The following is a 13576-nucleotide window of genomic DNA, read 5'->3' as shown; positions in this document are numbered from 1 at the left end:
CTTGAATTTAAGTTTGTCCTTCCCTGACTCTCTCAAAATTACTCTCTTCTATGAAACTCATAATCGGTCCAATTTCACTCAAATTCTCCAAGTCCATTAGTTTGTCAGTAAAGTTTTTAAGCCGCTGTTTGGGCATCATTGAGGCCATTTTCATAAATTTAGCGAGCAGTTCTTTTTTAGTTACCGGTTTTTCTGGGTCACCTTTCGGAAAGTCGGTCACTCTAGTAATCACACTCCTCGACGTTAGGAAGATCTCAGCCTTCGCTCCCCATTTTTTCGGATATGAGCTTGTCATTTCGGAATCAGTCTTAACAAATACGCGATTCATCAACTTACGAATTTTTGGATCCCAAAGTGTTCTTTGATTAAACTGGTCGAAGTCCCCATTCCCCTGTAACAATGCCAATGCGGTGCAAAATTGGATGCTAAACTTGGCTGCATATTCCGTACTGGGCTGGTTGTTGTCGGTAATATCGATAGCGGTTTGATAAGTATAGATGACTATTTTATCGATTTCTTCAAAGGAGAGTCTATCCTCGTGATGAAGTTCGATCATGAGGTCCATTACGTGGTGTGTATGACGACAGGAGGCATGGATTTTAAAAGAATTTTCCGTGATCTTAAATTGGTTACCAAGCCCTCGGGTAACTTTTTTCACATCATATTCTTTACTCATTGCTTCAAAGAATCCGCGTCGTCCTTCTAGGATTTCACTTGCGCCGGTAAAACCTTTCTGTGCCAGAAGGGCGCTGATTACCCCATTCATCGCAGCTTTTCCGGGATGCAGCTGTTTAGACATTGCTCCGTCCTCGATAAACTCCCACAAGCCCGCGGCTTGGGTTCCGGCGCTTCCAAGTGCATGAATTAATTCCTCTTTATTTAAATTTAGTAGCTTTCCTGCTGATGCAGCAGCTCCGAACGTACCGCACGTTGCGGTATTATGCCAATAGTAATAGTGTGACGGCGTGACTGCTTCGCCTATTCTATAGGCAACTTCGTATCCTGCAACAATAGACGTGATTAAATCTTTTCCACTTGATTCTTTCCACTCTGACACAGCTATAGCAGCAGGAATGATGACAGTTCCGGCATGGATGATGGATGTTTTATGGATATCATCTAATTCCATGATATGACTTGCCGCCCCATTGACAAGCGCCGCGTTGGTTATGGAACTTCTTCCGCCTGTCATCAGAGTTGCCTGGGACTCTCCACCCAGTTCCCGTACCATTTCCTCAATCATTTGTATGGGCTGCTTAGTTGACCCGGCAATAGCAGAACCAAAGTAATCCAAGATACATAGTTTAGTAAATTCAACAACGTCTTTTGGCAAATCTTCATATTTGATATCGTGAATATATTCAGCCAGCCTTTGACTTATTCCCACAACACACACCTCTTTCTTTATAAAAAAAATCGCAAGCGCCTTTTTATCGCAGATTGGAGCACTTTCGACGAAGTAAAGGGTGAGAAGGCGCAACTTCTGCCAGTCGATAGGCGCTGAGTTGGACAAAACAAAGCTTTTTAAACAAATATTCCAAAAAACCGGCGTACTTTAAAAAGAACGAGGCAACCCCAACACATGCTGTGCGACATAGCTTGTGACAAGATTATTCGTAACTGGCGCCACCATAAAAAGGCGTGCCTCACGAAATTTACGCTCTATATTATATTCAGAAGCAAATCCGTAACCCCCATACGTATTCATCGCTGCGTTCGCAGCTTTCCATGAAGCCTCGGACGCAAGGTATTTGGCCATGTTTGCTTCCGCACCGCAATTTTCCCCGGCATCAAACAATTCAGCAGCTTGATCACGCATCAGCTTAGCCGCTTCTGCATCCATATATGCTTGTGCTATTGGAAATTGCACCCCTTGGTTTTCACCGATCTGACGGTTGAAAACAACACGTTCATTTGCATATTGAACGGCCTTATCCACAAAATACTTTGCATCCCCTATGCATTCTGAAGCGATTAGGATACGTTCAGCGTTCATCCCGCTGAGGACTTGTTTAAAACCATTTCCTTCTTCACCAATTAAATTTTCCACGGGAATTTCGGCGTTTTCAAAAAACACCTCCGTTGTTGAATGATTGATCATCGTATCTATGGGCCTGATGGTTATGTTATTTTTTTGATCCTGCATATCTAGAATGAATAAGCTTAATCCTTCTGTCTTTCTTTTTACCTGGTCTTTGGGCGTGGTCCTGGCAAGCAACAGCATCAGATCAGAATGCTGGGTACGGGAAATCCATATTTTTTGTCCATTGACTAGATATTTGTCCCCTTTTCTGACAGCTCTTGTCTCTATGCTAGTCGTATCACTTCCCGCAGTAGGCTCGGTAATTCCAAAGGCCTGAAGCCGTAGTTCTCCGCTGGCGATTTTCGGAAGATAGCGCTGCTTTTGATCTTCGTTTCCATATCTAAGAATGGAACCCATCGTGTACATTTGAGCATGGCCGGCTCCTGCATTCCCGCCCGAACGGTTGATTTCTTCGAGAATAATACTTGCTTCCACCATTCCGAGGCCAGATCCACCGTATTCTTCTGGTATTAAAATGGATAACCAGCCTTCGTTTGTCAATGCTTGAATGAAATCTTCGGGATAAGCTTTTTTTTCATCCATCTCTCTCCAATATGATTCAGGAAACCTTGAACATAATGCTTTTATGCTTTTTCTGATCAGGTCCAATTCCTCAGGCGCACTTACAGCCATATTCATCATGCCTCCCGCTTTAAACAATTTATCTATAGCTTAATCCTTGTCCTTTTCCAACACCCGCTTTAGCAAATAACTCTCTCTGTTTGGAGCCTTATCTCTTTTATAGACCATAAACGTTCGCTTATAGGTGATGACAATATCGCCTTTTTGGTTATATCCCACAGTTTTCACATGAACAATGCCAACATTATTGCGCGACTTGGATTCACGTTTATGAAGCACTTTAGAATAGGAATAAATCGTATCTCCCTCAAACACAGGATTTGGCAAGCGTATTTCATCCCATCCCAAATTTGCCATCGCATTTTGAGATATATCAGTGACTGATTGACCTGTAACAAGTGCAAGCGTAAACGTTGAATCAACCAATGGTTTTTCAAACTCTGTCTGCTTTGAGTAATAGTCATCAAAATGAATGGGATTGGTGTTTTGTGTAAGCAAAGTCATCCAGATATTGTCTGTTTTTGTGACGGTTCTCCCCAAAGGATGCGGATAGATATCTCCCACCTCAAAATCCTCGTAAAATCGGCTTGTCCAGCCTTCCTTTATACCCATTTCCATCCTCCCTCTTCGAAAAAAATTAATCTGCTTCTATTCGTTAGAAAAAGAGCTTAATCCCAACTCCGTCAAAATAGCATCAGTATGTTCTCCCAAAGCCGGTACCGGATCCATGACCGGTTCGAATCCTTCCATTGTAACCGGGGGAATTAAAGCAGCAATACTGCCGGCTGTGGTTTTAACCGTCCTCCATCGTTCACGTGCTTCCAACTGTGGATGTTCAAAGAAATCTTTCAGTGTGTTTAGTCTTGCATTGGCTATCTTTGCTTTTTCCAATTTTGAAATAACATCATGAATAGACATTTCTTTAAATTGGTTCTCTATGATTTCTTTTAACTCTTCTCGATTTTTTGATCTGTTTGTATTGTTCATAAATCTCGCGTCTGTCACAAGAGAAGGTTTTTTTAGTACATGCTCGCAAAAGCTGGCCCATTCCCTTTCATTTTGTATGCCCAGGAAAACTTTTTTCCCCTCTTTACATGTAAAAGGTCCATACGGATAGATCGTTGAGTGACTAGCACCCGTCCTTTCTGGATCTTTTCCTCCATATGCAGCATAATACATCGGATACCCCATCCATTCACCAAGGGCCTCCAGCATCGAGACTTCCAAAATTGTACCTTTACCTGATTTTTCACGGTTTAAAAGTGCTGTAAGAATCCCCGAGTATACATACATGCCCCCGGCTATATCGGCGATTGATATTCCCGCCTTAGAAGGGGTGTCCTCGCTTCCCGTTATTGAAACAAGGCCAGATTCACATTGAATAAGCAGATCGTATGCTTTTTTGTTCTGATATAACCCTCCGCTCCCATAGCCGGATAAACTGCATATAATTAACTTTGGGTGTTTTTGAATCAATTTTTTTTGGGCATACCCCATTCTCTCCAATGCCCCAGGAGCAAGGTTTTGAATAAAAACATCGGCTATTTCTAGCAAGCGATCGAATACTTCTTGATCTCTTTCATTTTTCAAATCTAGGACAATGGACTCTTTTGAACGATTGCACCAAACAAAATGACTTGATAATCCATTTACTGTTGTATCATAATTTCTTGCAAAATCACCCGTCACCGGACGTTCTACTTTAATGACCCTTGCCCCCAGATCGGCCAATTGGCGCGTTGCAAATGGAACTGCAATTGCTTGCTCCAATGTAACAACGGTTATACCTTTTAATGGAAGCATCCTTTTTCACCTCTTTGTAAGGTTTCACGACAACAGTGACTCTTATGTTGTTTTGTTTCTTTCAGCATAATCAAGAATCCTTTTTGCCTTTTCCACAATAGGAGCATCTATCATTTTTCCATTAACTTTTGATACGCCAAATCCTTCCACTATCGATTTGTGGTACTTTTCTATAACTTCTTTCGCTTCGTTAATCTCTTCAATTGTTGGTGTAAAAACTTCGTTAATCGTTTCAACTTGGTTTGGGTGAATCAATAGCTTCCCTTGAAAACCCAAATTTCTTCCGTTTTCCGCTTCCTTCCTCAGCCCTTCCATATCAGCTAAATTCGGATAAATTTGATCAATAGGGGGACCTATGCTTGAGGCTTTGGAGACCTCTATCATCTTTGAACGTGCATATAATGTTTCTATTCCATTACTTGATTTGATATTCATATCCAACATCAAATCTTCAGCCCCAAATGCCAAGCACTTGACCCTATTGCAAGAGGATGCAATATCATATGCATTATGAAGAGCCTTGGCAGATTCGATAATAGGAACAATCGTTACCGACTTAGGCTCAAGTAAGTGTTTCTTTTCAATTTGATCCAACATATAATCGGCGATAATCATATCGTCCCTTTTGTTGACTTTCGGAAGAACAATGCCAGTTAAGCCAGGCCTTACCAATTTTTCGAGATCATCTATGAAAAATTCAGTATATATTCCATTAACCCTTACAAAATTTACTTTTGTCCGCATATCACTGATTGCCTCTGAAACTTTGACTCTTGCTTCGTCTTTTTTTGCCTTAATAACGGAATCTTCCAAATCAAAAATAATTACATCTGTCTTAAGCTCCTTTACTTTTTTTAGGTATTTATCCTGGCTTCCCGGTACAAACAACCATGACCTATGCATAAAATCACCTTTTTGTAGGTTTATTTTCATTTTGGATATTGGATACAATTATTATCATAATACATTAAGTTTTCTGTGTAAAGTAAATAATCTGAATACAATTGACAAAATTAAATACATTGGACTAGACAACTTTATCAACCAATCCTTTCATAACGATTCTTGGCGTGATCATGCACACGGTTATCATCATATTGTCCTTCATCCTTGAACTGCGGATAACCAAATTTATTATAGGGAAATGAAATTATAAAAATAGTAGATTTAGAAGCTATTTAATCAAGAGGAAATTCGATTGGTCATTCCCGGCCTGCTCAATTTCGGAAGTTAACAACTGCTTTTTTAAAACAAGCCCACATTTCAGCGATGAGCCAGTAGCGATAGGAAAAAGAAAAAACCCGAATCTCATGTATTCTACGTTTCAGGTCACTTTTTTTGTAAATAAAATAAGGAGAGAACCTAATCTCTCCTCCCATCGATTTTAATTTATTTTTACACTGCCTTTTCTTCCTCTATATGGGCAAATGGTTTGTCCTGAATTTTAATTGATTCAGTTGGGCATCCATCCAAAGCATCCATCAAGTCATCCTCCAATTCGCCTTCTACGGGGGTGATTCCCTGATTATCGTCTAATATGCTAAAAGAAAATCCCTCATCATCGTAATCGAAAATATCGGGAGCCACTCCTCCGCAAGCACCACAGGCAATGCAAGTATCCTGGTCTACTCGTGTAAATTTAGCCATTCGATCATCTCCTTCCGTAAAATACGCCGCTGTTCAGTTTGTTAACCCGAAAAGCTTCACATAAATTCATTGACAAGCTCTTGGAAAAGTTCTGGTTCCAAGTTGGTCTGGGACTGCACCAAAGGTTTGTCAGCATATCCTTTCACCATTTCCTGGTACGAAGGCCGCTCTTCTTGGTAGATGATTCCCGTTACAAGGCTGTTGTTCTCCATTAAAGTGTTCATGGCCATTGTACGATTTGTTGGATCATAACCATCAATATCCGTCAGCTTGGTCAAGTTCTCTTTAAACCACTCGTACGTATTCACCTTATTGTAGGTTACGCAAGGACTGTACACGTTAATGATGGAGAATCCTTTATGCTGAATCCCAGCTTCAATTGTGGCCGTCAGATCTATTATATCTGACGAAAAACTCTGGGCCACAAATGTTGCTCCACTGATCAATGCCGTCTCCATTGGCGAGAGCGCTCTCTCAATGGATCCATCCGGAGTGGAAGAAGTAACAAATCCATCATCCGAGCGTGGTGAGGTCTGACCTTTTGTCAATCCGTAGACTTGGTTGTCCATCACGATATAGGTGATATCCATATTACGGCGCATGGCATGGATTGTATGGCCGATTCCAATAGCAAACCCATCTCCATCACCACCGGCTGCAATCACAGTGAGGTCACGATTGGCCATCTTCACTCCCTGGGCAATCGGCAGTGCACGTCCATGCACCCCATGGAATCCATAAGACCGGATATAACCCGAGATCCGGCCGGAGCATCCGATGCCAGAAACAAGGACAAGTTCTTCAGGTGTCAGTCCAACATTGGCGGCTGCGCGCTGGATGGCCGCTTGAACCGAAAAGTCTCCGCAGCCAGGGCACCAATTGGGCTTTACACCATTTCTGAAGTCTTTAAATGTTGACGTAGCCATGCTCCAGCACCTCCCTGCTCGCTTTATAGACATCCTCTGAATAGAATGGGTCACCATCAAACCTCAATTGGCTGTGAATTTTATCAATATATCCCACGTTCATTTTGATGATATTGGCCAGTTGGCCGGTCGCATTATTTTCCAGAACCAGGACATGTTTGGCTGAATCAATATAGAGCCTTACCTGATCTGCCGGAAACGGATGGATTAACCGAATATGCACATGGTTTACTTTGACTCCCTCTTTTTCAAGCCGCTCCATCGCTTCTTCAATGGCACCCCTTGTGGAATTGAAGCCGATAAGCAGCAAATCTGCTTGTTCATGAGGCGAGTGTACAGCAATGGGATTCGGGAATTTTTCTACAAAGTTGCTTAGCTTGCGCATCCTTTTGACCATTTGCTTTTTCCGGTTCGGGGCCGTTTCGTTCGGCCGTCCTTCTTCATCATGCTCCAGTCCTGTCACATGGTGGATGCCATTTTTTGTCCCCGGAAGGACTCTCGGTGAAATCCCGTCATCAGTTATTTCAAAACGTTTGAAATAGATCGACTTATCTTCTTGAGCCTCCACTTTTTTCATCAGTTTCCCCCGTCGGATCTCTACTTGGCTCAGATCAAACGGATTGACTGTCTGCTTGGCCAAAGAAAGCTGCAAATCGGACAAGAGAATGACTGGACATTGGTATTCATCCGCAATATTAAAGGCTTCAACTGTATCATAAAAAGCTTCTTCCGCTGTGCTCGGAGCAATGACTACTTTTGGAATCTCCCCATGTGTTCCATAAATCATTTGCATCAAATCAGACTGTTCCTGCTTTGTCGGCAACCCTGTGGAAGGGCCTCCCCGCTGTGTATCCACGACAACTAGCGGTGTTTCAGTCATTCCGGATAGTCCAATGGCCTCCATCATCAGTGATAATCCCGGACCTGCGGAAGCCGTAAAAGCACGGGTCCCTGCATAATTCGAGCCAATCGCCATTGTTACAGCCGCAATTTCATCTTCTGTTTGAATAACGGTGCCGCCGACTTTCGGCAATTTTTTAATCAAATATTCCATGATGTCAGAAGCTGGTGTAATTGGATAAGCAGGCATCAGACGAACTCCTGCAGCTAAAGCCCCCAGAGCAATGGCATCATTTCCGATCATGAACATTCTTCTTATGCCATCAGCTTCAGCAAGAGATAATGAAGACCCTGAGCCTCCCAGGCTATCTTTCATATACAAATACCCTTCCTGCATCGCCTGCATATTCTTCTGAACGATCTCTTCGCCTTTTCTTCCAAATATTTCTCTGATGACACTGCTGAAAACCTCAACCTCCAGATTCATCACAGCACATGTAGCGCCAATAGCAACCATATTCTTCATTAAAGAAGTGCCCAGTTCAGAAGCAATTTCCGTAAATGGGACGGCATACAGCTGAGCTTTTGAGCTTTCCGGCTTCGTCGGGTTGAATTTAGCATCAGCAATAATGATGCCTTCTTCTGTCAGTTCATGTTCATTCAAATCAATTGTTTCTTGGTCAAAAGCCACAAGGATATCTAAATCACCCGATACTGCATTTACCTTCTCTGTGCTCACACGAATCTTATTATTCGTATGACCGCCTTTGATTCTGGATGAGAAGTGGCGATATCCATATAAAAAATAACCCAGCCGGTTCAGGCCGACGGAAAAGATTTCTCCCGTGCTTTCAATACCTTCTCCTTGCTGGCCTCCGACCTTCCATGCAATTTGTGCTTTCATAACAATCCCCATTCCTAAAATTTGGCCTTTAATAGACAAATACAGTCCATTCAGCAAGGCATTAACTATACTAATGGTGACCGAAATCAAATGCGCCCTGGCGTATTTGCGCCCAGATTTTATCGAGATCCGCTCGATAATTTCCTCTGAAAATCTGTGGCATCCGCCGGAGGCTTTGATTTTATTCAGCCGGGGTTTGATCCCCCACTGAATGGAATACTAATATGCATTCATCTCACCACTTACAAAAGTGGGAGTTTTCTGCTGAATGAAGTTAAAAACGCTCCAATAATTCAATGATGACTTTAAAAGTGGAGGTCGTATCCATGTATGCATATCGGCCTTTTCCATTATAAAAGTTACCTGTTTGTATAACCGGGTACCCCATCTCTTCAAGCATCTTAACTTTTTCATCCATATCATTTACTACAAATGATATGTGATGAACACCTTCCCCATACGTATCAAGGTGATCTTTCCACGTACTCGGAGAGTCGCCAGGCTCAATCAATTCAAGTTGAATCAATGGAGTCTGAATAAACAAATATTTCGACTTGGCTTCTGTAGGCTCCCCTTTATAAATGACATTCGTCAATTCCCTTGGAGCCGAGTAAATAACTTCGGGCTTCTCTACACCAAGTAATTGACAATAAGTATCTGCCGCTGCATCAAGATCTTTCACAACAATTGCAAGCTGCTCCACTTTATTGGTCCCTAACAAAGGCCCCCTATTTTCATCCTCTGGCTTCTGCCATTCCGTATCTCTTGGTTCCTGACTTTCAAGCAGCTCAATTAAAGTTTTATGATCCTTTTCTGTATCGACATATACGTATCGTCCTTCACTAAAGGTAAATTCACCAGTTTGTAAAACGGGATATCCCTTTTCCTCCATAACCGGAAGATAGGTATCAATTGAATCGACATCAAAAGCGATATGATGAATTCCTTCACCAACCTTGTCCAGAAACTCCCGCATGGTTCCGGGATTTTCATCCGGTTCAATAAGTTCAAATTGAACAGTTGGTGTATTCAAAAAAACCAATTTAGATCTTGACTCCGTAGGTTTTCCTTTGTATATAACCTTGGAAACCGAGCTGTCTCCCGTCAAAAAGGGTTCCGTTTTTTTAATTCCCAATAACTTTGTGAAGGCTTCATTTGCTGCCTTAATATCTTTGACGACAAAAGCCAATTGGTTGATTTGATTATTTCCAAATAACGGTTTAATCAAGCGGAATTTTACTCCTTTTCAAGGAAACTTCAATTAACCCAGTCCACGGACTGACAATCCTCCATCACTGGAAATGATTTCCCCAGTGATAGCCCTTGATTCATCCGAAGCCAGAAGGACATAGGCTCCAACGTGATCTTCAGATGACATGGCTATTTGAAGAGGGTTTCGTTTCCTTATGTTTTTTGCCTTAGTCTCATTATCTATCAATTTTACGTACGGCTGTAATGGAGGAATGACAGAGAGTGCTGTTAATGTCCCTCCAGGAGCCACTGCATTGACACGAACATCTGGAGCCAGTTCGAATGCAAGCTGTCGCAGCAAACCGATTTGTGCATGCTTGCTTGCCGTATACCAAACGCCGCCACCATCAGGGTAGAAGCTTGCCCCTGAAACAGTAAAGATGATGCTGCCTTTGGTTTTCAATAATTCATTGACCGAGGCCTTTGCTCCAAGAAACGATCCTTTGACATTGATATTAAAGAGATAATCGTATGCTTCTGACACCGACTCATGTTCAACATCTATAAACTTTGCAAAACCATCAAATACCCCTGCATTTGCGATGAAAACATCCAGTTTACCGAATTTCTCTACGGTTGCCTGAACTACTTTCTCATTATCCTCGTATTGACTTACATCCCCTTGAACCGCGAGCAAGCTGTTCCCTAATTCTTCAGACAATCTATCCAGCTTGTCTTTAGATCGGCCGATAATACCAACCTTTGCTCCTTCCTGGATGAACCGGCGCACAACCGCCTCTCCTATACCAGATGTTCCTCCTGTAACAATGACCACCTTATCCTGTAAAGCTGTTCCCATCATCGATAACCTCTTTCGCACTTGGAGCTTCAACTTCTAAGATGAAGCTCCTTTCATGACTTTTAGTTTGACTGTATTGATCCAACCATTAGACAAAGATTGCCAGATTCCTAGTATTAATTGTCGACTGATCAACAATGAAATCACGTTTCGATAATTTCCACTGTCCATCTTCATATAAGAACTCATCAATTCTTTCGCCGGAAATCAAATCATGGTGAATGTCCGTGCTTCTGCTTCTATATATGAGCAAATAACTTCTCACTTTGGCTCTTTGCTCTTTTTTATACTCATCCACCCGAACATTGCTGACAAAACGGCGGGTTCTGGAAGGCGGAATCTCCGCCCAGGCATAATCCGTTTTCAATCTGTCTACTCTGAGTTTCAGTAATTCAATATCATCATTAAAGGCGAACATTTCTGTTGAATAGTCAGGTCGCTCAGTCCCCTCCTTATTTACCCTGACAGGCATCCGATAAAGAAGGTTGGCATGCATCAAATCAAACCATTCATCAAATTCTATGTTGTCTAGTAAAGCCGCTTCGTGATACAGCCACTGTTCAAACTCGGCATTTGCCAACAACCTCTCCAAATCCATGTCCCTTCCCCTTTCTAATCACTTTATTATTCGGTCATCAGCTCCAACCAATATTTGTAGAAATTACGCTGGTTCGCTTCAGAAAATTTATCACCGTATGCCACACCAGGACCTACAAAGTCCACCGGTTCACGATGAAGGCCCATGGTATAGTTATAGTTAAAGTTCTTTTGAAAAGGCATTTTTCCAGAGGCTGTCAATGTGATATCTGTGAAAACCTCTGTATCATCCTGTTCAAAAATACCGGAAGGACTGAATGTCAGGATAAATGCATCTCTTGAACGGTCTTTCCATTCTTGTGGAGCATTTTTTTCAACTAGCATCCATGCCGTTACTTCCATTTTATTCACTCCGATCGGTCTCCACATTCTTACAGAAGTATTGGAAATCGGCTGACCTTTTATTTCGGTATGTGAAATCAAGAAAGATAGATTTGGAAATATATTACCAATCATATTTTTCATATTGCTTAATATTTCAAACTGCTCTTCCGTCAAGTTTGACTTAAATTCTTCTTTAAGTTCTTCAGGAAAAGCGAAAACAGGGTTGGGTAATCCCAAATTTAATCCATGTCCATTGTCAGTATAGATCTGGTATCCTTGCTTGGAGTAAGTTGCGCTTGGAACCATCCCGAGTTTTGCAATTGATCCATGTGTTACCATCGTATGATAAGAATCACCGACAAAGTTATCGGAACCTACTTTCCAATTGGCATTAACAATAAAACGTTGTGGCTCTCCGATGACTTCCATTTCTGCGCGCCCTACAAGCAAATCGATGTACCATTTGAATTCGCCCAGAAAGTCGTCCAAAGACTCGGCTTCTTCGTTCCATGTTGCAAACAGAAGGCCCTTATAAGATTCTATCCTCACTTGATTAAGTCCCATGTTTGAACGATCAAAATCTTCGCCGTAAATATCCTTTTGTAAAGGGACACCAATACATTCACCGGTATTCTTGAAGTTGAAACCGTGATATGGACATTGGAAAGTACGTTTATTTCCCCTGTCTGCACGGCATAGCTTCATACCCCTGTGAGTGCACATATTATAAAAAGCATTGATTTCATCTTCCCCACTTCGGGTAATGATAATAGAATAACCGGCTAGTTCACGAGTTATAAAATCATTTTTCTTTGGAATCTCGGATTCGTGGCCCACAAACACCCATGTTTTTAAAAATACTTTTTCATGTTCCAAATTATAAACATCTTCATCTCCCAGGATATAAGCAGGAATGATCCCTTCCTCCGGGAGCACAGTTTGCTTCAAATGGTCGATGATCTGGCCTTTTGACTTCTCTTCTAAATTTTTTTCCGTTTTAATCATTGTTTATATCCTCCCTGCTCTTTATCATCCGACCTGAACACTTTGACCCTTATTTTGAAGTGCGGCAAGTACACTTAAGGCAGCCAAAAAGCTTGTTTTTGGATTGTTTGGCATCGGATTGTTTTCGATTTCAAGCTTTAAGGTTCCGAAAGATCCCGCCGCTTCAATCAAATGTATGTTTTTGGATACATTCGGGTCAGCGATAATTTTCACGCTGGTCTTATCCGGGCCCAGTCCGGCTAAAGAGAGAACAATCGCCACATTGATATTTCTGGGAAACTTTTTTATCGCTTCGCTTGCCGGCCCTTCAAAGAGGATTCTTTCTTCTTCCAAAGTCTGGTCTGCCGGCAAAGCGGTTGGAGGCTTCCTCGTAGTGATGGAAACTGAATCAAGGCCATCCATCGCTTTTGCAGATTTGAGTATATCCAATCCGCCAACCGCACCAGAAGGAAGGGATATCGTTACATTTTTACTTCGGCAAACTTTTTGGACCTTTTCAACGTACTCTCCATCAGCCATTGCCCCGATGCTGCTTAATATTAAATCCAAGCCGTTCTCAAGCACTTTCAATCCATATTCTTGGGCGGCTTCGACTGTTGCCGCTTCAATGACCGTATCTATTCCAGAATTGAGAAATGAATCGATATCCCCATAGGACTTTGCATCGAACTTCTGTGCAATCCTGGCTGCGACTTCTTCCCGTCGGGAAAATACGGAAATGATTTCCCCTTCCGACAAAAGTCCATCAATATTGATTGCCTGCAAAAGAAATTCACCTATATTTCCGCATCCGATCAAACCCAATTTCATGTAAT

Annotated in this window: 13 protein-coding genes; all 13 read right to left on the bottom strand. The window is 42.0% G+C overall.

From position 1 onward, the window contains the following. Nucleotides 1-7: 7 nt before the first annotated feature. Nucleotides 8-1387 carry an MmgE/PrpD family protein gene (locus C509_RS0109360; protein WP_018706670.1) on the bottom strand — a complete coding sequence of 460 codons (1380 nt, stop codon included), beginning with the start codon at nucleotides 1385-1387 and terminating at the stop codon, nucleotides 8-10. 168 nt (nucleotides 1388-1555) lie between these two features. Beyond that, nucleotides 1556-2716, bottom strand: a complete 1161-nt coding sequence (locus C509_RS0109355; protein WP_018706669.1) for an acyl-CoA dehydrogenase family protein — start codon at nucleotides 2714-2716, stop codon at nucleotides 1556-1558. A 39-nt stretch (nucleotides 2717-2755) separates the two neighbouring features. Continuing rightward, entirely contained in the window at nucleotides 2756-3277 is a 522-nt protein-coding gene (locus tag C509_RS0109350; protein ID WP_018706668.1) for a MaoC family dehydratase, read from the bottom strand. A 36-nt stretch (nucleotides 3278-3313) separates the two neighbouring features. Further along, nucleotides 3314-4468, bottom strand: a complete 1155-nt coding sequence (locus C509_RS0109345) for a CaiB/BaiF CoA transferase family protein (protein ID WP_018706667.1) — start codon at nucleotides 4466-4468, stop codon at nucleotides 3314-3316. 42 nt (nucleotides 4469-4510) lie between these two features. Then, a complete protein-coding gene (locus tag C509_RS0109340; protein ID WP_018706666.1) occupies nucleotides 4511-5371 on the bottom strand; it encodes an HpcH/HpaI aldolase/citrate lyase family protein in 861 nt (286 codons plus the stop codon). 492 nt (nucleotides 5372-5863) lie between these two features. Next, the gene (locus C509_RS0109335; RefSeq protein WP_018706665.1) at nucleotides 5864-6115 is read right to left on the bottom strand and encodes a ferredoxin; all 252 of its coding nucleotides are present in this window, start codon (nucleotides 6113-6115) and stop codon (nucleotides 5864-5866) included. 56 nt (nucleotides 6116-6171) lie between these two features. Continuing rightward, entirely contained in the window at nucleotides 6172-7041 is an 870-nt protein-coding gene (locus C509_RS0109330; protein ID WP_018706664.1) for a 2-oxoacid:ferredoxin oxidoreductase subunit beta, read from the bottom strand. Continuing rightward, entirely contained in the window at nucleotides 7022-8785 is a 1764-nt protein-coding gene (locus tag C509_RS0109325; RefSeq protein WP_018706663.1) for a 2-oxoacid:acceptor oxidoreductase subunit alpha, read from the bottom strand. The genes C509_RS0109330 and C509_RS0109325 overlap by 20 nt, the downstream gene beginning before the upstream one ends. Before the next feature lie 274 nt (nucleotides 8786-9059). Further along, a complete protein-coding gene (locus C509_RS0109320) occupies nucleotides 9060-10013 on the bottom strand; it encodes a VOC family protein (protein WP_018706662.1) in 954 nt (317 codons plus the stop codon). 33 nt (nucleotides 10014-10046) lie between these two features. Next, nucleotides 10047-10868, bottom strand: coding sequence for a 3-(cis-5,6-dihydroxycyclohexa-1,3-dien-1-yl)propanoate dehydrogenase (hcaB, locus tag C509_RS0109315; RefSeq protein WP_245542456.1), 822 nt, complete (start codon nucleotides 10866-10868; stop codon nucleotides 10047-10049). 55 nt (nucleotides 10869-10923) lie between these two features. After that, entirely contained in the window at nucleotides 10924-11433 is a 510-nt protein-coding gene (locus C509_RS0109310) for an aromatic-ring-hydroxylating dioxygenase subunit beta (protein ID WP_018706660.1), read from the bottom strand. Between the two features lie 26 nt (nucleotides 11434-11459). Next, nucleotides 11460-12761: an aromatic ring-hydroxylating oxygenase subunit alpha gene (locus C509_RS0109305; protein ID WP_018706659.1), complete on the bottom strand. Its 1302-nt coding sequence runs from the start codon at nucleotides 12759-12761 to the stop codon at nucleotides 11460-11462. A gap of 24 nt (nucleotides 12762-12785) precedes the next feature. Beyond that, the gene (gene nadX / locus C509_RS0109300; protein ID WP_018706658.1) at nucleotides 12786-13571 is read right to left on the bottom strand and encodes an aspartate dehydrogenase; all 786 of its coding nucleotides are present in this window, start codon (nucleotides 13569-13571) and stop codon (nucleotides 12786-12788) included. Nucleotides 13572-13576 lie beyond the last annotated feature (5 nt).

The organism is Siminovitchia fordii DSM 16014 = CIP 108821 (assembly GCF_000374565.1).
In the GTDB taxonomy this organism is placed as follows: domain Bacteria; phylum Bacillota; class Bacilli; order Bacillales; family Bacillaceae_C; genus Siminovitchia; species Siminovitchia fordii.
Note: the sequence above shows the minus strand (reverse complement) of the source record. Positions and strands in the feature narration are given on the sequence as shown.

What these genes read in the sequence shown, in the direction of transcription:
- C509_RS0109355 (WP_018706669.1), bottom strand. Translation starts at nt 2,716, where the DNA reads ATGGCTGTAAGTGCGCCTGAGGAATTGGACCTGATCAGAAAAAGCATA.
- C509_RS0109350 (WP_018706668.1), bottom strand. Translation starts at nt 3,277, where the DNA reads ATGGGTATAAAGGAAGGCTGGACAAGCCGATTTTACGAGGATTTTGAG.
- C509_RS0109345 (WP_018706667.1), bottom strand. Translation starts at nt 4,468, where the DNA reads ATGCTTCCATTAAAAGGTATAACCGTTGTTACATTGGAGCAAGCAATT.
- C509_RS0109340 (WP_018706666.1), bottom strand. Translation starts at nt 5,371, where the DNA reads ATGCATAGGTCATGGTTGTTTGTACCGGGAAGCCAGGATAAATACCTA.
- C509_RS0109335 (WP_018706665.1), bottom strand. Translation starts at nt 6,115, where the DNA reads ATGGCTAAATTTACACGAGTAGACCAGGATACTTGCATTGCCTGTGGT.
- C509_RS0109330 (WP_018706664.1), bottom strand. Translation starts at nt 7,041, where the DNA reads ATGGCTACGTCAACATTTAAAGACTTCAGAAATGGTGTAAAGCCCAAT.
- C509_RS0109325 (WP_018706663.1), bottom strand. Translation starts at nt 8,785, where the DNA reads ATGAAAGCACAAATTGCATGGAAGGTCGGAGGCCAGCAAGGAGAAGGT.
- C509_RS0109310 (WP_018706660.1), bottom strand. Translation starts at nt 11,433, where the DNA reads ATGGATTTGGAGAGGTTGTTGGCAAATGCCGAGTTTGAACAGTGGCTG.
- C509_RS0109305 (WP_018706659.1), bottom strand. Translation starts at nt 12,761, where the DNA reads ATGATTAAAACGGAAAAAAATTTAGAAGAGAAGTCAAAAGGCCAGATC.
- nadX (WP_018706658.1), bottom strand. Translation starts at nt 13,571, where the DNA reads ATGAAATTGGGTTTGATCGGATGCGGAAATATAGGTGAATTTCTTTTG.